Source organism: Enterococcus bulliens, from assembly GCF_053761865.1.
In genome coordinates, this window is the sequence record NZ_JBSMXK010000016.1 from 40,055 (window position 1) to 63,060 (window position 23,006).

At 37.4% G+C, this 23,006-nt stretch carries 30 protein-coding genes; 8 read left to right on the plus strand and 22 right to left on the minus strand.

What is annotated here, in order from left to right; genetic code table 11:
- Positions 1 to 13 precede the first annotated feature (13 nt).
- From ACWOEC_RS08915 to ACWOEC_RS08975, 13 genes are all read right to left on the minus strand, one after another.
- Positions 14 to 1,396 carry a glutamate decarboxylase gene (locus ACWOEC_RS08915; RefSeq protein WP_455307529.1) on the minus strand — a complete coding sequence of 461 codons (1,383 nt, stop codon included), beginning with the start codon at positions 1,394 to 1,396 and terminating at the stop codon, positions 14 to 16.
- A 448-nt stretch (positions 1,397 to 1,844) separates the two neighbouring features.
- The gene (locus tag ACWOEC_RS08920; RefSeq protein WP_455307531.1) at positions 1,845 to 2,099 is read right to left on the minus strand and encodes a hypothetical protein; all 255 of its coding nucleotides are present in this window, start codon (positions 2,097 to 2,099) and stop codon (positions 1,845 to 1,847) included.
- Between the two features lie 31 nt (positions 2,100 to 2,130).
- Positions 2,131 to 2,712 carry a hypothetical protein gene (locus ACWOEC_RS08925; RefSeq protein WP_455307533.1) on the minus strand — a complete coding sequence of 194 codons (582 nt, stop codon included), beginning with the start codon at positions 2,710 to 2,712 and terminating at the stop codon, positions 2,131 to 2,133.
- A gap of 39 nt (positions 2,713 to 2,751) precedes the next feature.
- Entirely contained in the window at positions 2,752 to 3,243 is a 492-nt protein-coding gene (locus ACWOEC_RS08930) for a hypothetical protein (RefSeq protein ID WP_455307534.1), read from the minus strand.
- Positions 3,244 to 3,309: 66 nt separating this feature from the next.
- Entirely contained in the window at positions 3,310 to 3,624 is a 315-nt protein-coding gene (locus tag ACWOEC_RS08935) for a hypothetical protein (RefSeq protein ID WP_455307536.1), read from the minus strand.
- Positions 3,621 to 4,271 carry a hypothetical protein gene (locus ACWOEC_RS08940; protein WP_455307538.1) on the minus strand — a complete coding sequence of 217 codons (651 nt, stop codon included), beginning with the start codon at positions 4,269 to 4,271 and terminating at the stop codon, positions 3,621 to 3,623. Before ACWOEC_RS08940 ends, ACWOEC_RS08935 begins: the two co-directional genes overlap by 4 nt.
- Positions 4,272 to 4,317: 46 nt before the next feature.
- Positions 4,318 to 4,737: a hypothetical protein gene (locus ACWOEC_RS08945; RefSeq protein ID WP_455307540.1), complete on the minus strand. Its 420-nt coding sequence runs from the start codon at positions 4,735 to 4,737 to the stop codon at positions 4,318 to 4,320.
- A complete protein-coding gene (locus ACWOEC_RS08950; protein WP_455307542.1) occupies positions 4,689 to 5,219 on the minus strand; it encodes a hypothetical protein in 531 nt (176 codons plus the stop codon). The genes ACWOEC_RS08945 and ACWOEC_RS08950 overlap by 49 nt, the downstream gene beginning before the upstream one ends.
- Before the next feature lie 24 nt (positions 5,220 to 5,243).
- Positions 5,244 to 5,423 carry a hypothetical protein gene (locus ACWOEC_RS08955; RefSeq protein ID WP_455307544.1) on the minus strand — a complete coding sequence of 60 codons (180 nt, stop codon included), beginning with the start codon at positions 5,421 to 5,423 and terminating at the stop codon, positions 5,244 to 5,246.
- A gap of 239 nt (positions 5,424 to 5,662) precedes the next feature.
- Positions 5,663 to 6,025, minus strand: a complete 363-nt coding sequence (locus tag ACWOEC_RS08960) for a DUF1622 domain-containing protein (RefSeq protein ID WP_455307546.1) — start codon at positions 6,023 to 6,025, stop codon at positions 5,663 to 5,665.
- Positions 6,022 to 6,387, minus strand: coding sequence for a DUF1622 domain-containing protein (locus tag ACWOEC_RS08965; protein WP_455307587.1), 366 nt, complete (start codon positions 6,385 to 6,387; stop codon positions 6,022 to 6,024). Before ACWOEC_RS08965 ends, ACWOEC_RS08960 begins: the two co-directional genes overlap by 4 nt.
- A gap of 70 nt (positions 6,388 to 6,457) precedes the next feature.
- Positions 6,458 to 7,969: a ribosomal protection-like ABC-F family protein gene (abc-f, locus tag ACWOEC_RS08970; protein ID WP_455307547.1), complete on the minus strand. Its 1,512-nt coding sequence runs from the start codon at positions 7,967 to 7,969 to the stop codon at positions 6,458 to 6,460.
- 248 nt (positions 7,970 to 8,217) lie between these two features.
- The gene (locus ACWOEC_RS08975) at positions 8,218 to 8,529 is read right to left on the minus strand and encodes a nucleotide pyrophosphohydrolase (RefSeq protein ID WP_455307549.1); all 312 of its coding nucleotides are present in this window, start codon (positions 8,527 to 8,529) and stop codon (positions 8,218 to 8,220) included.
- A gap of 235 nt (positions 8,530 to 8,764) precedes the next feature.
- Between ACWOEC_RS08975 and ACWOEC_RS08980 the strand changes: the two genes are divergently transcribed.
- The gene (locus tag ACWOEC_RS08980) at positions 8,765 to 10,087 is read left to right on the plus strand and encodes an amino acid permease (RefSeq protein WP_455307551.1); all 1,323 of its coding nucleotides are present in this window, start codon (positions 8,765 to 8,767) and stop codon (positions 10,085 to 10,087) included.
- 38 nt (positions 10,088 to 10,125) lie between these two features.
- On the opposite strand, the gene ACWOEC_RS08985 is transcribed toward ACWOEC_RS08980, so the two are convergent.
- On the minus strand, positions 10,126 to 10,944 hold the full coding sequence (locus ACWOEC_RS08985; RefSeq protein WP_455307553.1) for a tryptophan-rich sensory protein: 819 nt from the start codon (positions 10,942 to 10,944) through the stop codon (positions 10,126 to 10,128).
- Between the two features lie 201 nt (positions 10,945 to 11,145).
- On the opposite strand from ACWOEC_RS08985, the gene ACWOEC_RS08990 reads away from it, so the two are divergent.
- The 5 genes from ACWOEC_RS08990 to ACWOEC_RS09010 are packed head-to-tail and all read left to right on the plus strand — an operon-like array spanning position 11,146 to position 14,680.
- Positions 11,146 to 11,562 (plus strand): MarR family winged helix-turn-helix transcriptional regulator, encoded by a 417-nt coding sequence (locus tag ACWOEC_RS08990; RefSeq protein WP_455307555.1) that lies wholly within the window; start codon positions 11,146 to 11,148, stop codon positions 11,560 to 11,562.
- A 14-nt stretch (positions 11,563 to 11,576) separates the two neighbouring features.
- Positions 11,577 to 12,539: a ring-cleaving dioxygenase gene (locus ACWOEC_RS08995; protein WP_455307557.1), complete on the plus strand. Its 963-nt coding sequence runs from the start codon at positions 11,577 to 11,579 to the stop codon at positions 12,537 to 12,539.
- A 12-nt stretch (positions 12,540 to 12,551) separates the two neighbouring features.
- Positions 12,552 to 13,439 (plus strand): VOC family protein, encoded by an 888-nt coding sequence (locus ACWOEC_RS09000; protein WP_455307559.1) that lies wholly within the window; start codon positions 12,552 to 12,554, stop codon positions 13,437 to 13,439.
- Positions 13,440 to 13,451: 12 nt separating this feature from the next.
- Positions 13,452 to 14,063 (plus strand): flavin reductase family protein, encoded by a 612-nt coding sequence (locus ACWOEC_RS09005; protein ID WP_455307561.1) that lies wholly within the window; start codon positions 13,452 to 13,454, stop codon positions 14,061 to 14,063.
- Positions 14,064 to 14,074: 11 nt separating this feature from the next.
- The gene (locus ACWOEC_RS09010; RefSeq protein WP_455307563.1) at positions 14,075 to 14,680 is read left to right on the plus strand and encodes an alpha/beta hydrolase; all 606 of its coding nucleotides are present in this window, start codon (positions 14,075 to 14,077) and stop codon (positions 14,678 to 14,680) included.
- 156 nt (positions 14,681 to 14,836) lie between these two features.
- On the opposite strand, the gene ACWOEC_RS09015 is transcribed toward ACWOEC_RS09010, so the two are convergent.
- Genes ACWOEC_RS09015 through ACWOEC_RS09025 form a run of 3 tightly spaced genes read right to left on the minus strand, consistent with a single transcriptional unit; the run spans position 14,837 to position 18,646 of the window.
- Positions 14,837 to 17,683: a DEAD/DEAH box helicase gene (locus ACWOEC_RS09015; protein WP_455307565.1), complete on the minus strand. Its 2,847-nt coding sequence runs from the start codon at positions 17,681 to 17,683 to the stop codon at positions 14,837 to 14,839.
- A 3-nt stretch (positions 17,684 to 17,686) separates the two neighbouring features.
- A complete protein-coding gene (locus tag ACWOEC_RS09020; RefSeq protein ID WP_455307567.1) occupies positions 17,687 to 18,085 on the minus strand; it encodes a (deoxy)nucleoside triphosphate pyrophosphohydrolase in 399 nt (132 codons plus the stop codon).
- A 15-nt stretch (positions 18,086 to 18,100) separates the two neighbouring features.
- Positions 18,101 to 18,646, minus strand: a complete 546-nt coding sequence (locus ACWOEC_RS09025) for a GNAT family N-acetyltransferase (RefSeq protein WP_455307569.1) — start codon at positions 18,644 to 18,646, stop codon at positions 18,101 to 18,103.
- Between the two features lie 76 nt (positions 18,647 to 18,722).
- Here ACWOEC_RS09025 and ACWOEC_RS09030 point away from each other — a divergent pair, with 76 nt between their 5' ends.
- Complete coding sequence (locus tag ACWOEC_RS09030) at positions 18,723 to 19,127, plus strand: GNAT family N-acetyltransferase (protein ID WP_455307572.1); 405 nt, start codon at positions 18,723 to 18,725, stop codon at positions 19,125 to 19,127.
- A 164-nt stretch (positions 19,128 to 19,291) separates the two neighbouring features.
- Here the strand turns inward: ACWOEC_RS09030 and ACWOEC_RS09035 are convergent, their stop codons facing one another.
- From ACWOEC_RS09035 to ACWOEC_RS09050, 4 genes are all read right to left on the minus strand, one after another.
- On the minus strand, positions 19,292 to 19,963 hold the full coding sequence (locus ACWOEC_RS09035; RefSeq protein WP_455307574.1) for a DUF389 domain-containing protein: 672 nt from the start codon (positions 19,961 to 19,963) through the stop codon (positions 19,292 to 19,294).
- 114 nt (positions 19,964 to 20,077) lie between these two features.
- Positions 20,078 to 21,034 carry a tRNA dihydrouridine synthase gene (locus tag ACWOEC_RS09040; RefSeq protein ID WP_297075480.1) on the minus strand — a complete coding sequence of 319 codons (957 nt, stop codon included), beginning with the start codon at positions 21,032 to 21,034 and terminating at the stop codon, positions 20,078 to 20,080.
- 127 nt (positions 21,035 to 21,161) lie between these two features.
- Complete coding sequence (apf, locus tag ACWOEC_RS09045) at positions 21,162 to 21,770, minus strand: aggregation-promoting factor (protein WP_455307576.1); 609 nt, start codon at positions 21,768 to 21,770, stop codon at positions 21,162 to 21,164.
- 428 nt (positions 21,771 to 22,198) lie between these two features.
- Complete coding sequence (locus tag ACWOEC_RS09050) at positions 22,199 to 22,333, minus strand: hypothetical protein (RefSeq protein WP_016186606.1); 135 nt, start codon at positions 22,331 to 22,333, stop codon at positions 22,199 to 22,201.
- Positions 22,334 to 22,550: 217 nt separating this feature from the next.
- On the opposite strand from ACWOEC_RS09050, the gene ACWOEC_RS09055 reads away from it, so the two are divergent.
- The gene (locus tag ACWOEC_RS09055; protein WP_016186605.1) at positions 22,551 to 22,700 is read left to right on the plus strand and encodes a hypothetical protein; all 150 of its coding nucleotides are present in this window, start codon (positions 22,551 to 22,553) and stop codon (positions 22,698 to 22,700) included.
- A gap of 196 nt (positions 22,701 to 22,896) precedes the next feature.
- Here the strand turns inward: ACWOEC_RS09055 and ACWOEC_RS09060 are convergent.
- The coding region (locus ACWOEC_RS09060; RefSeq protein ID WP_455307589.1) for a transposase at positions 22,897 to 23,006 on the minus strand (110 nt) is incomplete at its 5' end.

The window sequence follows — 23,006 nt, forward strand, 5'->3', positions numbered from 1 at the left end:
CTTCACTCACTCCTTAATGAGTAAAGCCATGAACATGAGGGCCTTCGTCAGCATGCATCGATACATTCGCTTTATCTAGTTCGGCTACTGCAGTCTTGATATCTTCGATCAATGCATTGGCCATATTCATCCCAAAATCACCACGACAGACAAACCGTTGGATCTCCACATTTTCTAAATCTTCCGGCAGTGGATAAGCGGGTACTTGCCAGCCTTTCATTTGCAAACGATCGGCTAGATCATAAAGGTTCCAATTCACATTTGCATCAGGTTTTAGACGATAACAGACGATCGGTAAATTTTCACCGTCATTATATAATTCAAAAATATCAAATGCCTCGATCGCCGCTGCAATCTTCATCGCAACTTTTTGCGTACGCAGATGGATCGCACGATAACCATCAAAACCAAAACGATAAAAATTATAATACTGTCCTAAAATCTGACTAGCACTACGAGAAAAATTTATTGCCATCGTGGGCATCTCGCCACCAAGATAACTCACATTAAAAATCAATTCTTCAGGTAAGAAATGACGCTCGCGCCACAAAATCCAACCAACACCTGGATAAACTAGACCGTATTTGTGACCAGATGTATTGATCGACACGACATTTTTCAATCTAAAATCCCACTCTAAATCGGGAAAAACAAATGGCGCAAACATCGCACCGCTCGCACCATCGACATGGATGCCTAACTCGCGACCCGTTTCTTGATTGAACGCTTCGACTTTGTCATTTAACGCTTTGATATCATCGTATTTACCAGTATAGGTGATCCCTAAGATCCCCACGATCCCGATCGTATAGTCATCGACATAATCCATGACTTTATCGACATCGATACTCATATGGTTGGCATCCATCGGTACGGTACGCATCTCTACATCCCAATAGACACAGAATTTTTCCCAACAAACTTGATAACCAGATGAAATCACCAAATTTGGTTTTTGTTTTTGGATATCGACACCTCGAGTTTGTGCTTCATTACGCCATTTGAACTTCATCGCCATCCCACCAAGCATACACGCTTCACTTGATCCAACAGTAGATGTCCCGATCAATTTTTTAGAATCCGGTGCATGCCACAGATCACCGATAATCTGTACACATGATTCTTCGATCGCAGCTGTATTGGGATATTCGGATTTATCGATCGCATTTTTTTCAAATGTTTCAGACATCAATTTTTGAGCTTCAGGTTCCATATACGTTTGGCAAAATGTTGCCAAGTTTTGTCTAGCATTTCCTTCATCGATCAATTGATCCTTGATCAAACGATAGGCTAATGTCGGACTGACCGGCTCTTTTCTTAATTTCTTTAAGATCACATTTTCATTTGCTTGGATTGAACCAAAAATCGGATTGTTGATTGAATTGTAGTCACTCATGTTCATTTCCTCCTAATTATGTTCATTTGATAGTGATGATCGCTCCCTGACGACCAAAGTTCAAAGTGCCCCATCTTCTTTTGTACTTCTTTATTATAGCTGATTTTGTGTGGAAACGAACGAACGAATGTCTTACATAAATGATAGCTTAAGTTATATAATATGTAGAAATTGATAATCAATTGAATCAGCAATAACTCTACATTTCCTCATATGAATAGGTTTTCCCATTTTTGTTCACAAAACGTGAAATTTATGGTCTAGGTGTCTAGTCAACTACATGTTACTATTATTATGAGTGTTATGTTATCTGCCTGATGTTTTACATAACTTTCTAGCTATTGTTCTTTAAACATTAAAAAAACCGAGACCTTTTGTAAAAGATCCCGGTTCTCTACCTCTCTTCGCTTTATGAACAATGAGTTTCCGCCATAAAACTTTGCGTCAACTATCGTCGATTTGTAGATTTTAATAGTTTGGAGAGTTTCTTTAAGCGATGTAACACTAGTACGGTCAGGCAGATCGTCACTCCTAAACCAAAAAGATAAAAGCTCAAGTATTCATTGGTACTTGGCAACACCTCATAATACGTCTGTGTAGTTGATGGTTTCGTTGTACTCCCATCTCCTGGCTGCACCGGATTTTGTGACTCTTCCGTTTCTTCCTGCCCCAAAATACCTTTCACATCAATTTGGCCATCCATGACATCCCTTCTTTAGGTACTGAGAATATTATTAATTTGCTTTAAATCTAAGTACAAGGTTATAAACAGGCTTTAAAACAGCAGAAGATGCTGAATCAAGTGTACCATCATATTTATAAGTAAGCACATTACTTCCATCTGTTACAGGTGTTTTAGTACCATCTACTAAAGTATTACCAGTACCTAGAGTTGTAATTTTAGTATCTTGATTAGTAGGAGAGCTCCCTAACAATTTAATTGTTTCTCCTGAACTTGGTACTAAACTTAAGTTTAATCGAGTAACATCATCACCGCTAGCTTTTATAAATGAACCATATGAAACATCTACGCCTCTACCAGAATTATTTGTTACAGTATAATCAAGAGATCGCACAGCTGTAGATCCAGAGGCATTGTAAAATGTATTAGCATTGTTAAACGTCACATTAATCCAGAAAGGATCTCCAGGATCTACTTCAGTACCCGGATCAGTATCATCTGCCCCTAAAGTACCATTAACTGTAATGTTTTCAGCTGTTTCTCCCATAACTGTCGTTTCATCCGCTGATACGCTAACTGCTCCGGCTGCCAATAAACTTGTTGATAACAATAAACCTAATAATGTTTTCTTCATGATCTATATCCCCTTTGTATTTTATTTTTTTGAAACCATTTATTTATCAACTATTAAAGTTAATAACGCTTGGACTTGCCCTTGCTTCTTCTTCGTATCTGGATTATAGATATTAAAAGTCGCAGTGGCTGGATAAGATCCTGAATTCAATTTCTGAGTCAACGTTGCCTCTTTGATTTCTTCACCAGGTTGAATGGCGCCTGATTCATATACTTTTGACTTATCATTATCTAAAGTCACCACCACGTTAACAGGCTGGGAGTTTTGTGGAGGATTTTGGATCGCTAAACTCTCTTTCATTGTCTCTTTATCAAAATGAGCTTCAGAGACGATTCGCATATTAAAATTACTTTTATCTACTGCATCTTGAGCATATTTTTTGATTTCAGCATATGTCATTTTAGATGCATCTTTTCCGTCTGGTAAAAAATCCCCTGCTACGACCGTTGCCACTTCTTGTTGTTTATCAAAATAGACTTTATAAACAAAGAATCCACCAACGATCAATAGTAATAGTAATAATAAAAGCAACAGTAGACGTTTCTTTTTCTTTTTTCTTCTACATTCTGATCTGTCTGCATCTACTCAACACCTTTCTTAGTTACCACTTGTAAAGTCAAACCCAAGTTGTAATGTATAATCTAGATTCGCTGGTTTTTTTGTAATTTTTGGACCACTGTATGTCCCAACAAACTCCAATGTCGTTGAATTACTTTTATCTGAAACCCAGTAAGGTTGAAGTTTTGCAACTACTGATCCGGGTAAATTCCCACACAGATTAACAGAAGGAAAATTTTGTGAAGAATAAATATTTAAAACCAATTTTTTATTATCCACATCACCTTTTGCTAGAGCATCAACGATTTCTACTTCACTGTCGTTTGACTGAATAGAGTTAGGGATAACATTCATTGCTCCATTGCTATTATTTGTAACTGGAATTTCACCCCAACTACCCGTTTGACCAAACAGTAAGGCTTTAAAGTAATTTGATTTACAAAAGTTAATGATTGATACAGTGGAACATTCACCGAACTGTGTTGCCAAGGAGTATAAAATGTAGTTCCTGTTGTATTACTTGTAGTCGGAATAATAGCTAAGCGGCCATATACTATACAATCTCCAGTTAGAAGTTGATTTAAAGATGCTAATTCTAAGTCACTAGCAGTAGTGGATGATGAAGCAATTTTATACACACTACCACCATTGTGAGTTGCTGAAACTGGAATAGAATTTTTTTCAGGATTTGTCTCTACAGGTCCAGCATCATTATAATTTTTCGTAACTGTTGCATCATCTAAAATAGTTGTGTTTTTTGTTATGAAGTACTCAGCATTATACGTATAATCCGAACTTGATAAAGCACTATATACTCCTGTGAGGTTACTATTAATTTTACTTACACTATCATCAGCTTCGGATCTTGCTGAGACTCCATCAATTGTGACAGCTGGTTCAAATAATATATTCTTATAGTTTTTTAAATTACTTGTATCTACCGAGGCGTTAGGTGTAATTATTTCTGGATTCTTATTAGGTTCTTTTCCTGTAGTAGTCACATTAACTTTATAAATATAATTTCGAGAACTAGAGTTATTAGTAAGTTTACCTAAGTTTACTTATAAGTGAAGAATTAATCGCTGGATTAATCTTATTACTCTCATTATAGCTTTTATTAATAATTTTCGTTTGACTATCTTTTTTAAAATTGAGAGTAGAATTTTTCGATTCCATAAATTCTTGGTTTTTATATCCCGATTCTCCAGTCGGCACGATGAAAGAATTCATTCCAGAAAAGTTAAATTCTGTACTATCAGATTTGTATGTATAAAAAGGTTGTCCTCCTCTTTCAGCATAGTAAAACATATTTTCTATATTTGCAGTAACTCCAGTATAGTTTGTTGAACTAAGATCTCCATTTAAACCAATCACACCACCGTAATAACTATTATATGGATTATCTTTGCTGCCTATATTCAAATTTTTAATAGTAACATTGACATACTTCTGAACAATAGCAAACATCCCCCATAGTAAGTGTAACCACTAAAATCATTACTAAACGCTATCGTATAATAGTTCAGATTGCTCGGGTTGTTAACATTAATTGAAGTAAAATCAAATGGTTTATTAGTTTCTTTACTTCCATCTATAACCACATTGTTGTATAAATTTTTGGTTTGATTCTCCTTTTCAGTAGAATTGAAAATAATATCATTTACTAATCTTGCATATACAGTTGGTACTACTTCTATTTGTTCTTTTTTAGTTAAGTCACTAGTCAGTTCTTCCGTTAATCTTCCCAATTCCTGTAAGTCTTCAAATTTAGAAAGTTGAAACGGACTGGCTTCAATTCCTTCACCAACTAGTGTTGTCGAAATACCATTGAAACTGCTGCGAGTGTTTATTTCACCTACAGCTAGATTTGCACTCTCTTTGGTTTTTGTTTCTGATTCTTTGATAGTTTCACTTATTGTGGTTTCAGTAGTCGTTGTTTCTGTTGTCACATTTTCAGTAGTTATAGCTTCTTTTCACGATTCTGTCGCAGTCGTCTGTGTGCTAGAAGATGTTGTTAGTTCTATACTCCCTTTTTCTGATACACTAATTGTTTCCATTGATAGTGTATCTTGAGCATAAGCTATGATCGGACTACTCATGGCTATAGTAATGAATACAATGAGTAGAGAGTTCATATTGATTCGTTTCTTCATCCCACTTCTCCCTTTATAAAAATAACATTTTACATATATTTTTACCTAATAATTTAAATTAAAAACCTTTGAATAAGCATTTAAATCTTTTAAATCATTATATTAAAATAACAAATATTAGTTATTTCAATATAATAGAAATATCATTAATTTAACACTATAGCCAATGCAACCATTCTTTTCGATTTTTAATACAAAAAACTGCTATTCGCTTGAGCAAATAGCAGTTTTTTGATTGATTATTTTTTGACATCCACTGGTCCGATCTCTTTATTTAGGAAATAGGAAATAATCGTTCGGATCACGACGAGTGCGGCAAGTTGAAAGATATCTTGAAGTGTTGGTTTGATAATCGATTCGATGATCCCACCTGCGATCAAGATCTCTAGACTTAATAAAATATAGCCGCCGAGCATTTTTTTGATGGCATTATTTTTTTCGATGCGCATGTCTTTGACCGGTACTTTTTCAAAAGTAAACAAAAAGAAATCTTTTGCTGAAAGCAACACACCCCAAAGCAGCCAGACGATCGCAAATAGTTCTAAGGTTTTTACGATGTACTCAAAATACGATAAGATTTGTTCGATACATTCTGCGCTCATTGGCTCACCTCGTGTTCTGCTTGCGCTTTTTCTTCAATTTCTTGATTTAAGAAATACGAAATGACGGTCCGGATGATGACGGTTAAGGCCAATTTTAAAATATCTAACCAAGTTGGCTTTAAGATCGATTCGACGATATCGGCCACGACCAATACTTCTAAACTTAATAAGATATAACTCGCTAAAATCTTGCGTACTTCAGCATTGCGATTGTTTCTTAGTGCATAGTTTTTCTGGACTGGTTGCGTGAAAAAGATTCCTTTTACGACGAGCACGATTCCCACTAATAAAATCAAGATCGAAAATAAATTCAGTAAAAATACGAGCCATTCTAATACTACTCCTGCATCTACACCAAACATCGTCTGCCCCACCTTTTTTTACAATTTCTTTCTATTGTAAAGAAGATTACTTGATTCGTCCAATAACAATCTAGTCACGTGATTGATCTAGATCAAGGATACCTGTCGCAATCGTTTCAATAAATCGTTGATCATGTTCGATCAAAAGCATCGTCGGTTGCGTGCGCAAGATGATTTCTTCGATCTGACTATGATTAAAGACATCCAAGTAATTTAAAGGCTCATCCCAAATAAAGATTTCGGCTTCTTGAGTCAGTGAGCGAGCGACTTCGACTCGTTTACGTTGTCCCATGCTCATCGTTTCGATTGCTTGTAAGAACGTTTCACGTTCCACACCTAATTTACGCAAATTATGCAATAAATCTTGATACGCGATTTTTTCTTGCTCAGCGAACGCTTCTAGTGATCCCTGATTATCCTCATAGAGCTGGCGGATCAAACTCCATTGTATTCCATGAGCGATTTTGATCTCCCCGGCAATTTCACCAGTAAATATTCCTAAAATCGCAGCCAGTAAAGATGATTTCCCTGATCCATTGCGTCCAATGATCGCAAGTCGTTCCCCTTTTTTAATCGAAAAGGACACAGGTTGAAACAATGGGATACCATCGTAGCTTAATTGAAGATTCGTACATTCGATCAGCGTATCATGGTGCGTGAGTTTTGGATGCATAATCAATTGATCGACCATCTCGATTTCTTTTAGGAGTGTCGCTTTTTGAGCAGCCTGACTTTCAACACGTTTGATAATCGCCTTAGCACGTTTCATCGTTCGCGCCGCATCGGCTCCAACTGCTCCTTTATTGACGCGTCGATCTTCGCTATCAATAAAGCCTCTTTTAGTTTTCGTCTTATCCTTCTCTCGATTTCCGGCCCACTGTGCTTTTTGAGCTGCGGTTTCTTGTAATCGGTGGATCTCTTTTTTGAGTTTTTCGTTTTGCGCTTGTTCATAGGCATCCCGATTGGCTTTTTCTTGTTCGTATACGCTAAAGTTCCCTTGATAGAGTACCAATTGATGACGCTCGATCGATACGATATGATCGACGACTTCATCGACAAATCCTCGATCATGGCTCACTAGTAAAAATCCTTGTTTTTTCTGTTTCAAATAACTTGCGACTTGAATGCGTGCTTGTTTATCCAAATGATTCGTCGGTTCATCGATCAATGGAAAATGTATCTCTTCGCTAAATAGTAAAGCAAGTAAGACTTTTGTCTGTTCGCCACCAGAAAGACTGGAAAATGGTCGCCATAAGATATCTGGTGTAATCCCCAGTAACGTCAATTCACGTTTGACTTGCCAAAACTCACCTGTCATCAATTCTTCAATGACATATTGAGTCAACTGTGTCGAATCAACTACTGTTTGTGGGAAATAGACAAATTCTTTGGTCGATTGAATTACACCTTGATACGCGTATTTTCCTAACAACAAATTCAACAGTGTTGTTTTGCCACGACCATTACGACCAATCAACCCTAACTTCCAACTCGTATCGATCACTAGATCCACCTGATCAAATAATCGTTCTTGTTGAAGATCAAAGCCAAAACTTAGTTGTTTTAATTCAATTGAAGACATTTAGACTCCTATTCTCTCGTTCAAATACGAGCAAACCAGAAGCGCTTTTCAAGTAAAGCGTAAAACAGGGAACACAAAAAGACCCTCGATTAGAAAAATCAAGCTTCACTTGAAAATCTGCAGACTCCACCCTTTATCTGGCTTTGCTGCAACTTTCATCAGTGGCTTAATTTTTCAATCGATGATCCCTCACTTTAGTCTTATTTTGTTAAAGTATAGCAAGTTTCATTTATTTCTTCAAGTTTCACCTAATTTTCGGTCGGTACAGGATATTTTTTAGCGTTTTTGACTAATTTTTCAGCAATGATCTCCTCGATATCCATCCCCAAATTGTCTGCTAATATATAGCTATAGATTAATACATCTGCGATTTCTTCTTTTAGATGCTCATAGTCTTGATTGCCTTCTTTAGCACTTTTCCATTGATAGATTTCTAAGAGTTCAGCAGCTTCTAAGCTGATCGATAACGCAAGATCTTTTTCATTATGAGCCGGACGCCAGTTTCTAGCATCACGAAAAGCATTGATTTTTTTCATCGTTTCATTTTGTTCGTTTGCCATTTTGTAGAGGACTCCTTTAATTTTTCAAATTATTCTCAAACTTTTCTTTTAAATAACAGTTGGTTACGATACACTAGTAAACGGAGCATTTCTCATGATTTCATTGTGGTTTTCTCATCAAAATAAATATTCTGCCATTTTTATTTCGTTATTATTTTCAGAATATTTTGTGTTTAATTCCAAATGAAGAAAAAGAACTCTCATATTTAGTCAGTTTAACAGAAAGTGGTGTTTTATGGAAAATAAGTTACAAAAACAAATGACCTCCAGACACATTACGATGCTTGCCCTTGGTGGCGCAATCGGTGCTGGATTATTTAAGGGAAGTGGTGAAGCGATCGGAATCGCTGGACCATCTGTCTTATTAGCATTCTTGCTTGGAGGGATCGTACTGTTCATCGTCATGAGGGGTCTTGGACGACTAGTCTTACATAATGACAATGTACACGGTCTATCAGGATTGATTCGTCCGATTTTAGGTAGTCATACAGCTGACTTTATCGATTGGATCTATTGGTCGCTTTGGATGATCAATATCATCGCAGAAGGTGTTGCTGCGGCGAGCTTCTTACAATTGTGGTTCCCAAATATCCCGCAGTGGCTCTTCGTCTTACTCCTTGCGATCTTGACAACGGTGATCAATCTTTACTCTGTGCGCTTGTTTGCTGAAACAGAATATTGGTTAGCTTTTGCGAAGATCTCAGTGATCATCTTATTGATCATCTTCGGAGTCTTTTTAGTCGGTAAAATGGCGATCGCTGAAGGCTTATTCCCAACAGTGCAACATATGAACGCACATGGTGGCTTTGCACCACACGGATTAAAAGGCTTGATCAGCTCCCTACTTGTCGTGATTTACTCATATGGTGGTTCTGAATTGATCGCGATTACTGTAAGTGAAGCAGAAAATCCTAAAGAAGCGATCCCAAAAGCAATCAAAGGTGTGATGGGACGAATCATTTCATTTTATATCATTCCGTTGTTCTTACTTTTGATCATCTACCCTTGGGATACTTTGGCAAGTAGTACAACAAGCCCATTTGTGATGATTTTTGAGAAAATGAATTTCCCATTTGCAGCAGACTTCATTAACTTCGTCATCGTCTTGGCATTGTTTTCATCGATCAACTCTGGTGTCTACGCATCATCACGTACGCTTTACTTCCGTTTACAAAATCGTGGTGGTTTTGCTAACAAATTAACTAAGCTGAATCATCACCGTGTTCCACGTAATGCCGTTTTATTTTGTACCGGAACATTATATATGGGTGTGATCCTTTCTTACTTTGTTGGAGATAAATTATTCAACTATCTTGTTGGATCGATCTCTTATACAGTATTGTTCACTTGGTTATTGATCACGATCGCCGCATTCATGTTGGCAATCCAACAAAAGAAAATTGGTGCGATCTCATTCCAAGCCTTTGCGATCATCGTCTTGTTCTTGATCTTTATTGGTATCTTGATCAACAATCCAATCACGATCACAGCACTAACTGCAGTACTTTATCTATTCATTTGGTTTAGCTACAAAAAAGAGTTAACTACACTTAAATAAAAAACAGGGTGTGACAAAAGTTTGTCACACCCCTTTTTCTATCGTTCTAAAAATGATCCACTACGCGACGTGCGCGCTCTTAGTCGAAATGCCGCAATAACGGCAGTAATAGCAATCACTACTAGACAAACGACCACTGTCGTCATAATCGATGGATATTTTTCATCAAAGCCGTCTTTGGCTTGATGCTTGATCAAGATTCCAGCATACGCCCAAATCGTCGTTAACGCATAGGCAATATCTAAATTAAATAAAGTCGTAAAGACAATAATCACTAAACCTACGATCAGAATCAACAGCGTCCAACCAACTTGATGATCATTGATAAATGACCATTTTTTGTCGACGAAGAACGAAATAATGTTCGCGATCGCAGCGATCGTCGTCCAGCCAAAGTACACACTAAATGGCAAGCGTACCAACCAGTAATCGGCTTTGGTTTTTTGTGCTTTTGCTAATACCACACTGATGTAGATCAAGCTAAGCAATAACACGATCATGATAAGTACCGAAAGTCCTACATGGAAATATTGCCAAATCACGATCCAAATACTGTTGCAAATCGAAGTTAAAATAAAAATGAAACGAACTTGACCGGCGACTTTCGGATCTGCCATGATACTTTTTGGTTTCGGTGGAATCCATTGATAGATTACAAATAATAACAATAGTGTATAGATCACCGACCAAATCGAAAACGTGATCCCAGCTGGTGCAAATAAATTAAAATAGTAATCAGATACTTCTTGCATCGATACATTATTGATCGGTAATAGTACCGATAATGCATTCGAACCGACCATAATGAGATACAACACTGTAACTAAAATCTTACTTCCCGTTGCGGATGTTTTCATCCCCATTTCCCCCTCTAACTTATCATTTGATAAAACTATCGTACCATGAGTCAAAATTTTCCCAAAAAGATTCGCATCAAAAAAAATCAATACTTTCGTTATTTAATTTCTTTATCTGTTGCTGAGCATATTCCTATACAACTTACAAAAAATAAGTTATATTTATCTCGAATTCGAAATAAATTTAAAAAGGAGTTGCTTATGGATAAAGAACGCTATGCCTTACCCTTATATATCCGCTTGCTTCGAACAAGTACAAAACTTGAACAACTTGCAAAAAAAGATGTCCTCGCTTATGGATTGAATATCACAGAATTTTCGGTAATGGAACTTCTTTATCACAAAGGACGCCATACCACACAAGCAGTAAAAGAAAAAATTTTGATTGCTAGTAGCAGTACAACTTATGTCATTGATCAACTCGTCAAAAAAGGTTATGTACTACGTGAAAAAAATCCAACAGATAAACGGGTTATCGAATTGTGTTTGAGCGCATCTGGTGAGGAATTGATGCAAGAGATCTTTCCAAAACACGCACAGACGATCACGAAAAAATTTGACACCCTATCGATAGATGAAATGAAACAACTTCAATCACTACTAAAAAAATTAAACTGAAAAGAGGAACCCAAATGAATAAACAAGATCAATTATTAGGAATCCACCACGTAACCGCTATGACTAGTGATGTCGTACGTAATTATGAATTTTTCACGCAAATCTTAGGGATGCGCTTAGTTAAAAAAACAGTCAATCAAGATGATATCTACACCTATCACACTTACTTTGCAGATGATCATGGAACACCCGGAACTACGATGACGTTCTTTGATTTTCCAAATAGTCAAAAAGGAAGCGCCGGAACAGATGCCATTACACGTACAAGCTTTAGAGTCCCTTCTGACGCCGCTTTAGATTATTATGCTGATCGTTTTACCAAACATGATGTCAAACACGATGCGATCACGACTGATTTTGGCAAAAAAGTGCTACGCTTTTATGATTTTGATGATCAAGCTTATCAATTGATCTCAGATGAACACAATCAAGGTGTTGCTGCTGGAACTCCTTGGAAAAAAGGACCGGTACCTCAAGAATTTGCAATCTATGGTTTAGGACCTGTCGAAATGACGATCTCACAATTTGAAGCTTATGCCTCGATCTTCAAAACGGTTTTTGGCTTTAAAGAAGTTCAAACGATAGCGAATCGTACATTATACACAGTCGGTGAAGGTGGTAATGGTGCAGAAATCATTTTAGTCGATGATGCTACAAGTCAACCCGCACGTCAAGGTGATGGCCAAGTTCACCATGTAGCCTTTCGTTTAGTCCATCGTGATTCTTTAGCTGTCTGGCAAGATGCCTTTGATCAACTAGGCTTACATCATTCGAGCTATGTCGATCGTTATTATTTTGAATCACTATATGTCAGAATCGGTGCGATCTTAGTCGAGTTGGCTACGGATGAACCTGGATTTATGGGTGACGAACCTTATGAAACACTGGGTGAACGACTATCTCTTGCACCATTTTTAGAAAGCCGTCGTACTCAAATCGAACAATCGATCCGTCCATTTGACTCTACCCCAAAATAAGGAGGAAACATGATGCAAGCAATTCAAAAGATCCATCACATTTCAGCGATCGTCGGTGATCCACAAACGACTGCAGACTTTTACCGTAATGTCTTGAGGTTACGTTTGATCAAAAAAACAGTAAATTTTGACTATCCTACTACGTATCATCTATATTTTGGAACCGACTCACTTGATGATGGTTTAGTAATGACCTTCTTTAACTGGCCCAATCGGCATACAGGAAGAGTCGGCAGCGGACAAGTTGGCCGAATCGCCTTTCGTATTCCAAAAGGTAGTCTCGATCACTGGAAAGCTACTCTAGCTGCCCGAAGATTAGACGTGACGGAAACAAACCTTTTCGCGCGACCAACACTCGAATTTTCCGATCGTCACGGCTTGGCATTAGCACTTGTCGAAAGTAACGAAAGACGTGAGACACCTGCGATCATGTCTTTCCATGGTGCCGTGTTACTGTCAGAAGATCCGCTAAAAACACACACGACCTTGCAGACACTAGGCATTAAGACAATGCATGAAACAAATGATATGACTCGTTACACTTTAGCTGGTGTAGAAGGACATGAATTGATCGTTCCTCACACGCCACTTCCCCATGGGCGTTTTGGAGTCGGAACGGTTCACCACATCGCATTTTATGCAGAAGATGAAGCAACACAACTAGCTTGGCAACACGAGTTAATGAGCAAAGGCTATGCCGTTACGGAACAAAAAGACCGCGATTATTTCAAAGCGATCTACTTTGTTGAACCAGGAGGTGTCGTTTTTGAAATCGCAACAGCTGGACCAGGCTTTACAGTCGATGAATCTGCCAAAACTTTGGGTAGCCAGTTAAAATTACCGAAACAATATGAACACCAACGTGACGAAATTATGCTACACTTACCTAAATTTACGTAAAGGACTGAGTATATGCTTACTTTAACACCAAAAGAATTAACGGATCGTGAGATTTACAAGTTATTGATCGGTTCGATCATTCCTAGACCGGTGGCTGTGATCAGTACCCTCACTGAAAATGGCGTAGTCAACATCGCACCGTTTAGTTATTTTTCGATCGTGAGTACCAATCCGACAGTAATCTCCGTTTCGGTCCAACGTGCAAATGGCCAACTAAAAGATACCGCGAGTAATATACTTGAGAGTAAAGAAGCCGTAGTGCATATTTTAGATGAAGACAATGTCACGTTAGCCAATGAAACAGCCGCACCACTTGCTCCAGATACCAGTGAACTCACCCGTGCCCCTTTTGATCTAGTAGACTCGACGCTGATCAAAACGCCCGGACTAAAGCAAGCAAAAGTTCGCTTTGAAACAAGTCTTTACCAACACGTTCCGATTTTTGATCAAGAACAAGTAACTGCTGATCTACTTTTACTTAAGATCGAAGCTTTTCAAATCGAGGACACGATCTATGAAGAAGGCAAGATCGATCCACGAAAATTAGCGGCAGTCAGTCGCCTTGCAGGTAACGATTATGCCACAATCGGTGAGATCACTACGATCGCCCGTCCACTAAACTAAGGAGGTCTACTATGTTTCATTATCAATTTCGTAAAGGAAAAACAGATGCACCCGTCCTCGTTTTATTACATGGTACTGGTGGCGATGAGTTTTCTTTACTTCCCTTACACGAAGCTTTAGATCCTAATGCTAGTATTTTAAGTATTCGGGGCAATGTCTTAGAAAATGGAGCGCCACGCTTTTTTAAACGCTTAGCTGAGGGTGTATATGACGAAAAAGATTTGCACGAACAAGGTGAAAAATTAGCTGATTTTTTAGTCACTTTTTTTGAAGAAAATCAACTCGATCTACAAAAATTAGTCTTTGTTGGCTACTCAAATGGAGCGAATATTGCCTTAAAGCTTTTAATCGACCAATCCAATCGGTTTAAAAAAGGAATCTTATTTCACCCGATGTATCCTGTAAAACAGATTGCAGATCAAGAACTATCGCAATCTACCTTCTTTGTAACCCTAGGCACACATGATCCAATCGTTCCAGTTAAAGAAAGTGAACATGTGCTAGAGCTATTAGAAAATCGCAGAGCTACGGTGACTGCTTTATGGACCCATTCACATCAGTTGACCTATGCTGAAGTCGAAGAAGCAAAAAATTGGTTACAAAAAAAGAGGTTGTGACAGAAGTGGGCAGCTCTAAAAAATAAGCCGCACCATTCCGATAATAGACTCTTCTATTTCGGTAATAGTACGGCTTATTTTTAAAAGCGCTACTTTTGGAACACCATTTATTCAATTTTTAGAGGATATGATAGACTTTTATCACATCTCCTTTTTTTATGTCGTAAAATAACGAAATAGATCATACGGTAATGGATCCTTAAGTTTCAGATTCATCTGAACGACAGATTTATTTGTTCCTTGATTTGTTGGTTTTTCTTCTTGCTCGATGGTTTCTTTGATTGGTATAACTTGTCCTAAAGCATAAAAATTCGTACCTTCATCATCTGATTTTTTTACGAATAAATGATAGCTCCACCCTTCTTCTTCCAACATGATCTTCACTTCTGGCGAGGTGAGTTTACGTGGGGCTTTTGTGAACCAGTGCATCGTTTCTACATCTAATAATTGATCCTCGTAAGCCATCTGTGCACCCGAAAAAGCTTCCCCTTTATTTAACGTTACAAAGATTACAAACTGTTTACGCTCGCGATCATACGTATACCCACCGATATTTTGATCGACCATTTGTTCCTTAAAACCAAGTAAACGTAAGGCATCGCGCCGACGATAGCTTTCGTGTAATGTAAAGGGTTCTTGATCATATCGAGCCGCTTTATGGATTGCCGTTTCAAGAGCATCTACAAAAAACTGTTTAAATTGTAGATTGCCTAGTGCTTGTTGGAACGCTTCGCTTAATTGGACTTGTTGATCTTTGATTTTGATAAAAGCATACGCTTGATAGGTCTGTTTGACACCTCCACGATAGAAATCAGTCGTTAGTGTATCAATGACAGATCGTATCGTAAAGGATGCTGTACTTAAATTAAAGTGTTCAAATAAAAGATTCAATTCTTTGAAACTTATTTTTTCTTTAAATAACAATTTTTTTAATAGCAATAATTCTTGCTTTCGTTTTCCAGATAGCAATTCTTGTGAGAAAAAAGTAAAATAACCTAGCATCGTTTCCGGAAAATCCAGCTCGATTGCTTTGAGTTTCAATAAAAATTGCGGATAGTTTTTATATTTATCGGTAATCACTAAAGGATCGATAATTCCACTTTTTTCGAGATCTAGTAAAGTCGGGATCCGATTTACGCGTTGTTTTACTTGGAAATACAATTCTCGAAGTTCTTTCATACTATCTAATTTAGCACGGTCAATAGCATCAAATACACGATGTTTAGCAATCTCTTCGAAGTTGATCATCGAAAGACCAGTTAAGTAATTTGTTTCAACTGTATCTTTGCGTAATCGCTCTTTGACGCGACTCACATCTCCTGATAAGGCCATAGGGATCATATAGTTATTTTGGTAATTCCCAATAAAATCGATCACTGTCACAAATTCTTTCGATGGATCTTTACGCAATCCTCGACCAAGTTGTTGTATGAAAATAATATTCGACTGTGTGGCACGTAGCATGATGACTTGATTGATTTTCGGGATATCGATCCCTTCATTGAAGATATCGACTGTAAAAATATATTCTAGGTCGTTTTTTTCAAGTCGCTCGATCTCATATTCCCGTTCTTTGATCGTATGACTCCCGGTCAAGTAGCTGGAAGGATGTCCTAATTTTGTGAATTTTTCACTTAGGATCCGTGCTTCTTCACGTGAACGACAAAAGACCAATCCTCTTGGAATTAAATCATCACAACCATAATACGCCAATTTTTCTAGTAAAAAATGGCACCGATCATCTAGTGTTAGTCGATCTAAAGAAGTTGTTTCATCAAAAATTTCTCCATCGATCTCAAAATCGGTCACACCAAAATAATGAAAAGGACACAGTAGATCCTCTGCTAAAGCATCTTGTAAGCGAATCTCATACGCTACGTTATAATCAAATAATTCAAAAATATTAAAATTATCCGTACGCTCTGGTGTTGCAGTCATCCCAAGTAAAAACTGAGGTTCAAAGTAATCGAATAAGCGTAAATAGGAATCTGCTCCTGCTTTATGCACTTCATCGACTAAAATATAATCAAAATCTTGGGCTTGAAATAAGGCTAAATGTTCAGGTTTTGACAATGTTTGGATCGTAGCAAATACATATTTAGCTTCCAATTCACGCTGATTTCCAGAAAATACTCCGAAATCTTGATCAGACCCGCCGATTACTTTTTTAAAAGAAGCTTTTGCTGCACGTAAAATCTGTTCTCGATGGACAACAAATAACATTTTTTTAGGTTTTGCTTGCATCACATCAAACGCAGCTAGATAGGTTTTTCCCGTTCCAGTTGCAGAGATGACCAGACCTTTTCTTGCACCAGTCTCTCGTAATTGGACCAGATTCTCCAAAGCAGCTTTTTGCATTCGGTTTGGTACGATATATTTTTCATTTGGGTCAATTATTTCTAAATCTTTGACCTTTTTAAAAGATTCTTGTTGATAACTTTTTTGATAATCCAAAATCCATTCTGTTGTTAAAGCTTGTGCTTTTTGCCATTCGTCATTAAAGTGTGCGATAAGTTGATGTAAGATCTCGCCATTTTCTTTCGATGTCAATAACACATTCCACTCATAATTTTGCTTCAAAGCTTGTAACGTCAAATTTGAACTACCGATCACAAATGAGGTGTATTCTTCGCGCTTGAATAAATAACCTTTCGCATGAAATCCTGGTGTTTTTGAAATGCGCACATCTAAATTAGGGATGCGCAACAAGGCATAAAAGATCTCTGGTGCATTGAATGCTAGATAAGTCGACGTTAACAATCGTCCTTTCTTTCCTCGTCGATGAAGATCAGCCAACTGGACTTTCAAAGCATTTAGCCCACTTTGCGTAATAAACGCAACCGAAAAGTCAAATGTCTCACATTGACTTAACTCTTCTTGCAAAACTGTTGCTAAAAATTCTTTGTTTTCTGGTTGGTTGATGATCATTTTAGGAACATAACGACTGGTCGCTATCTGGCGGTCGATAAATCCCTTTTGTAGTCCTTCTTCTAATGTCGCCATTGATCAGACTCCTTGCACTTTCAATTTTTCAACTGCTGGAATATCAGCCGGAGCAAACACGTCAGGATCTAATTCATGAGGCTCGACCCATTTTATAGCAACATGCTCTGTCAATCTTGGTATGCCTTTTACTAACTGACAGCGATATGTCGTCAGTTCAACGATACCAAAATCATAGACATAGCGTGTGTGATCAAATAAGTCTTCTTCGACTTGAACGGTAATGTTTAATTCTTCGTTTAGCTCGCGAACCAATGCTTCTCTTGCTGTTTCATGTTTTTCGATTTTTCCACCTGGAAACTCCCATAAATTTGCTAGCGCTCGACCTGGTCCACGCTGCGCAATTAAAATCTTTCCATCTTCGATTAAAATCGCACCTACGACTGAGATAATTTTTTCCATATTGAGTCCTCTTTCCTACTTCACTGCAGTATAGATCACATGATCCACCCACTCACCATTTTCAAAGATAAATCCTTTACGTACCCCTTCATACTCTATCCCAATCGATTCCGCTAATTTTTGTGAAGCAAGATTATCTAAGTTAATATGTGCTTCAATGCGATGATAACCCAATTCTTTTTGTCCAATAGCTAGAGCTAGCTGCATCGCTTCTTTGCCATAACCTTTTTGCCAATATTGATTATGGATCGTATAGCCTACTCTAGCCCATTGGAATTCTTCACGTAGTAAGGTCGTAAAGTCGATCGCGCCGAGGTGTTTTCCATCCGATTGACGAAAAATTCCAAAAACATAAGTATCATCTTGTGCCGCTAAACTTTGTTGGCGTAAAACAAGTGCATCAAACCATTCTGGTGTACACTCATTCATATCGATCGCCCCTTCATCATACTGATGTTGGGAAGGTCGACGTTGTAAAAATGAGTCCAACCAATTATTATAATCCGAATGTTTTAATGGACGAACAGTAACGAGCTTGCCGCTATTTTGAGTTGTAAACATCTTCGACCTACTTTCTTTTTCTTCTAGAATAGCATATTCTAAAAGTAGAAGACAGATCCACGAAAGGAAGATTACTATGGAAAAGAAAACAACAAAACAGATTCCCTTGACCGAGTTGTTAGATCTTTACAATTCAGTTGGTTGGTATGCCTACACGACTGAACCAGACACATTAAAACACGCCATCGAACAATCACTTGTTGTCCATACATTATGGGACCACACGAAACTAATCGCCCTCATTCGAGCAGTTGGCGATGGTGAGACGATTTTGTATATTCAAGACCTATTAGTCCATCCTGATTATCAACGTCGTGGACATGGTAAACGATTATTAGAACAGCTAGTAGCTGATTATCCTCATGTTCGACAAAAGATGTTATTGACTGATGATAGTACCAAAACGCAACGCTTTTATGAAGCAACTGGTTTTAAAGAAGTTAGCACACAAAAAACACGTGCCTTTTACCGTGAATATTAAAAGAGACGGTGACTGAAGTGGATAATCCTAAGAAATAAGCCGCATCATCCCGATAATAGATTCATCTATTTCGATAATGATGCGGCTTATTTCTTAAAGGAACTCCTTCTGGAACACCGTTTATTCGATTTTTAGAAAATGTGATAGACTTTTATCACATTCCCTTATTTTCCTTTACTTTTCCACTTATGATTATCATTACGTTTTTCTGCTCGTTGCCGATTAACGATCGGCAAGGTCCCAAGAGCAGCACCTAAAATAATCATGCCAACATTCAAAAAGAATAATTCTCCTGCATATAGAGCAATATCCCAAGAAGCATTGGCTAATCCAAACCCTACCGTTGCAAGTGGTGGCATGAGTGAAGCAGCAATCGCAACACCTGGTAAAATATTACCAGAATCTTTTTTAGCTGAACCAATAATGGCCGCTAAACCACCAAAAAAGGCCACGATCGCGACACCAACTGTGATACTCGTACGACTTAGGATCGCTTCATTAACAGTCGCATTTTGCATAACAAGAAAATAACCGGTAGATGCAACTAGACTAATCATCAACTGTAAACCTAGTAATAACGCCCCTTGTTTGATCATGGTAAATTCCCGCCGAGTAATTCCATAACCGACTCCTAATAACGGACTCATCAACGGTGAAATTAGCATCGAACCGACAATGATCGGAGAGTTTTCTTCAGCCAACCCTACGCTTGCGATAACTACCGCACAAAATAAAATCGCTAGATCAGGCCAGTCAAAGTTAAGATTGCCTGAAATATGCTTATGTAAAGATTCCGAACGCACTAATTGGCGCTCTTGATGTTTTGCTTTATCCATACCCCTTCACTCCTTTTTCTTTATTTTAAAAAAAGTATAACAAAAAAATAACAATAATGAACGTAATCTAATTAGAATAAAAAAACACTAGCCTACTGACTAGTGTTTTTTTATTTATCCTTCAAATTCAGCTAAAATCGTTCGAACTTCATCCGTTGATTTTGTATTCATCAATTTTACTCGTAAATCATTGGCTCCAGGGAATCCTTTGACATAGATTTTAAAGAAGCGATGTAGACCTACGATCGAACGTGGTACAAGCTCTGAGTATTTATCTTGTAGATCTAGCTGTAATTTTAATAGGTCTAGTAATTCTTTTGACGAATGTTCTTTGGGTTCTTTTTCAAAAGCGAATGGATTTTTAAAGATTCCTCGACCGATCATGACGCCATCGACACCGTATTTTTCAACTAATTCTAAACCAGTTTTACGGTCTGGAATGTCACCATTGATCGTAATCAAGGTTTGTGGTGCGATTTTATCTCGCAATTCGACGATTTTAGGGATCATATCCCAATGCGCTGGGTATTTACTCATTTCCTTACGCGTACGCAAATGAACAGATAGATTCACGATATCTTGTTCTAATAGATGTGTGATCCACCCTTCTAACTCATCAATCTGTTCAAAACCAATCCGCGTTTTAACACTGACTGGAATTCCACCTGCTTTTGCGGCTTCAATCAATTCTGCCGCCGTAGCTGGTCGTCTGATCAATCCACTACCTTTTCCCCTTTCGGCCACATTCGGTACTGGACATCCCATATTGATATCAAGGCCCTTAAAACCCATTTCTGCCATTCCGATACTCATTTCGCGGAAAAATTCAGGTTTATCGCCCCAAATATGCGCAACAACGGGTTGCTCGTCTTCCGTAAACACTAAGCGACCACGGACGCTATCTTTACCATCTGGATGACAGTAACTATCTGAATTCGTAAATTCGGTAAAAAAGACATCTGGTGCGCCCGCTTCTTTCACAACATGACGAAAGACGACGTCAGTCACATCCTCCATTGGTGCTAAAATAAAAAAAGGCTTCGGTAGATCTGCCCAAAAATTTTCTTTCATGTATATGCTCCTATCTCTACTTGCTCACAAACATCTCTATTATACTAATAACTTAAGAAACATTCAAAAAAGCCGTTTAAAAAAAGACACTTCCACAAAGGAAAGTGCCTTAAAAGTCTGTTAAATCTTAGTACCAACCATTAGCCATCCAGAAAGCTTGAGCAGCTGACCATGAACCATAACGGCTTTGTACATATGAATCTGCTACACGTTCTTGGTTTTCTACTGAGTAGTCACCGTTTAGGTAAGTGTTTGTTAATTGGTAACGACCATAGTACTGACCATTAGTTGCAGTGTAAGAACCGCTTGATTCTTTTTGTGCGATCCATTCTTTTGCTGCAGATTCGCTACCTGAAGCTGATGAAGTATAAGTTGTTGCTGGAGCAGCTTGTTCTACCACTGCTTCTTGAGTTGTTTCTTGTTGTACTGGTGCTTGTTCTACTACTGCTTCTTGTTGTACTGGCGCTTGTTGTACAGGTGCTGCAGTTGCAACTTCACCATTAGTGTTGATTACTAAAGTTTCACCAACGTAGATCATACCAGGATCTGCGATATTGTTATCTTCAGCAATTTTATTTACGTAATTAGCAGAACCGAAGTATTTTAATGATAGTTCTGATAATGTATCATTTGGTTGGATTATATAGTTGATTTCGTCAGCATTTGCTGTACCAGTGTAAGCGACAAATCCAACTAATGCTACTGTACTTAATGCTAGTGATTTAAAAAATTTCATATGTGTAAATATCTCCTTTAATTTCGAAAACTTCTAAGTAACTCATCGACAAGGACTATAATAACAACTTCTAAGTCCCTTTTGGTGACAACCATGTAACGAAATATTTCAAAAAAGGCGATTTCGAAAAAAACAGGCGATATTTTATTTTTTTAAATACAAAATCCTAATTTATCAAGGTTTGTAATATTTTTTATGTAATCTTATCTTAACAATAAAACCAAAAAATTTTTGAGAATTTCTTAAATCCAGATCAAAAATACGAAAATTTGTTCTTATATTACAAATATGTAAAAATTAATTCAATAAAATATTGTTATTTTTTACATATAGACCATTACTTTACTACTTTGTTTAACTTATTTCGCTATTATAATAGTAGAAACACGTTCAACCATACAAAAAAACCAGCAAATTTGCTGGTTTTTTTACTTAATATAGATTTTTGGCCCTTTGCGCATACGCGTACGGTCATTTTTAGGTGTATCTTTTGAAGCAGGTTTTTCACCTTGTTGTTTTTTTTGCTTGATTAGATCTAACATTTTTGCTGTTTTGTTATCCATTTTATTCCTCGTTTCTAAATTCCAGCGACACATCGCTTCACTTTATCATAATTTCACATCTTTGCCTATCCTTTCTTGATTCTTACTGAAAAAAAGCTTAAGAATCCTTATAGTTAATTTGACAATTTTTTCACATGAGGTGTATACTAAAGGTGGAATTTCGTTATAGAAGACGTTATGGTTGCCTTTCAATACAACACAGAAAGGAGAATGCCATATGACATTCACAAACAAAAAATTAGAGTACAAAGTAACACTAGATACTGAGTTGAATCTATTTATCGTTTTTTCGACAACAGATCACAACAAAGTAGCTACCGGTACGACAATTGAACAAGCAGTAAAAGAACTAGAAAAAATCGCATAGGAGAGAATTTTCCTAATGGACAACGACTATTCTTACTAAAAGCATCTATCGTAGACAAACGGTAGGTGCTTATTTAGTTTGTGTGAGAGATTATTCCTTTTTATACATAAAAATGGCTCTTCGTCAATAAGGACTGATGAAGAGAAATTTTATAAATCAGAGGAAGTAGAGAAATCTGTTTCCTCTGATTTTTTTGTTATTTTATGACGATTAATTGATTCATCATAAAAATTCTCGTTCTCATATTGTCAAAGGATTTAAATCCGTAACTTACTCGTTTTAGTGTTTTGATATGCGTGTTTTTAG

What these genes read in the sequence shown, in the direction of transcription:
- ACWOEC_RS08915 (WP_455307529.1), bottom strand. Translation starts at nt 1,396, where the DNA reads ATGAGTGACTACAATTCAATCAACAATCCGATTTTTGGTTCAATCCAA.
- ACWOEC_RS08920 (WP_455307531.1), bottom strand. Translation starts at nt 2,099, where the DNA reads ATGGATGGCCAAATTGATGTGAAAGGTATTTTGGGGCAGGAAGAAACG.
- ACWOEC_RS08925 (WP_455307533.1), bottom strand. Translation starts at nt 2,712, where the DNA reads ATGAAGAAAACATTATTAGGTTTATTGTTATCAACAAGTTTATTGGCA.
- ACWOEC_RS08935 (WP_455307536.1), bottom strand. Translation starts at nt 3,624, where the DNA reads ATGAATGTTATCCCTAACTCTATTCAGTCAAACGACAGTGAAGTAGAA.
- ACWOEC_RS08945 (WP_455307540.1), bottom strand. Translation starts at nt 4,737, where the DNA reads ATGTTTGCTATTGTTCAGAAGTATGTCAATGTTACTATTAAAAATTTG.
- ACWOEC_RS08955 (WP_455307544.1), bottom strand. Translation starts at nt 5,423, where the DNA reads ATGAAGAAACGAATCAATATGAACTCTCTACTCATTGTATTCATTACT.
- ACWOEC_RS08960 (WP_455307546.1), bottom strand. Translation starts at nt 6,025, where the DNA reads ATGAGCGCAGAATGTATCGAACAAATCTTATCGTATTTTGAGTACATC.
- ACWOEC_RS08965 (WP_455307587.1), bottom strand. Translation starts at nt 6,387, where the DNA reads ATGTTTGGTGTAGATGCAGGAGTAGTATTAGAATGGCTCGTATTTTTA.
- abc-f (WP_455307547.1), bottom strand. Translation starts at nt 7,969, where the DNA reads ATGTCTTCAATTGAATTAAAACAACTAAGTTTTGGCTTTGATCTTCAA.
- ACWOEC_RS08975 (WP_455307549.1), bottom strand. Translation starts at nt 8,529, where the DNA reads ATGGCAAACGAACAAAATGAAACGATGAAAAAAATCAATGCTTTTCGT.
- ACWOEC_RS08980 (WP_455307551.1), top strand. Translation starts at nt 8,765, where the DNA reads ATGGAAAATAAGTTACAAAAACAAATGACCTCCAGACACATTACGATG.
- ACWOEC_RS08985 (WP_455307553.1), bottom strand. Translation starts at nt 10,944, where the DNA reads ATGAAAACATCCGCAACGGGAAGTAAGATTTTAGTTACAGTGTTGTAT.
- ACWOEC_RS08990 (WP_455307555.1), top strand. Translation starts at nt 11,146, where the DNA reads ATGGATAAAGAACGCTATGCCTTACCCTTATATATCCGCTTGCTTCGA.
- ACWOEC_RS08995 (WP_455307557.1), top strand. Translation starts at nt 11,577, where the DNA reads ATGAATAAACAAGATCAATTATTAGGAATCCACCACGTAACCGCTATG.
- ACWOEC_RS09000 (WP_455307559.1), top strand. Translation starts at nt 12,552, where the DNA reads ATGCAAGCAATTCAAAAGATCCATCACATTTCAGCGATCGTCGGTGAT.
- ACWOEC_RS09005 (WP_455307561.1), top strand. Translation starts at nt 13,452, where the DNA reads ATGCTTACTTTAACACCAAAAGAATTAACGGATCGTGAGATTTACAAG.
- ACWOEC_RS09010 (WP_455307563.1), top strand. Translation starts at nt 14,075, where the DNA reads ATGTTTCATTATCAATTTCGTAAAGGAAAAACAGATGCACCCGTCCTC.
- ACWOEC_RS09015 (WP_455307565.1), bottom strand. Translation starts at nt 17,683, where the DNA reads ATGGCGACATTAGAAGAAGGACTACAAAAGGGATTTATCGACCGCCAG.
- ACWOEC_RS09020 (WP_455307567.1), bottom strand. Translation starts at nt 18,085, where the DNA reads ATGGAAAAAATTATCTCAGTCGTAGGTGCGATTTTAATCGAAGATGGA.
- ACWOEC_RS09025 (WP_455307569.1), bottom strand. Translation starts at nt 18,646, where the DNA reads ATGTTTACAACTCAAAATAGCGGCAAGCTCGTTACTGTTCGTCCATTA.
- ACWOEC_RS09030 (WP_455307572.1), top strand. Translation starts at nt 18,723, where the DNA reads ATGGAAAAGAAAACAACAAAACAGATTCCCTTGACCGAGTTGTTAGAT.
- ACWOEC_RS09035 (WP_455307574.1), bottom strand. Translation starts at nt 19,963, where the DNA reads ATGGATAAAGCAAAACATCAAGAGCGCCAATTAGTGCGTTCGGAATCT.
- ACWOEC_RS09040 (WP_297075480.1), bottom strand. Translation starts at nt 21,034, where the DNA reads ATGAAAGAAAATTTTTGGGCAGATCTACCGAAGCCTTTTTTTATTTTA.
- apf (WP_455307576.1), bottom strand. Translation starts at nt 21,770, where the DNA reads ATGAAATTTTTTAAATCACTAGCATTAAGTACAGTAGCATTAGTTGGA.
- ACWOEC_RS09050 (WP_016186606.1), bottom strand. Translation starts at nt 22,333, where the DNA reads ATGGATAACAAAACAGCAAAAATGTTAGATCTAATCAAGCAAAAAAAA.
- ACWOEC_RS09055 (WP_016186605.1), top strand. Translation starts at nt 22,551, where the DNA reads ATGACATTCACAAACAAAAAATTAGAGTACAAAGTAACACTAGATACT.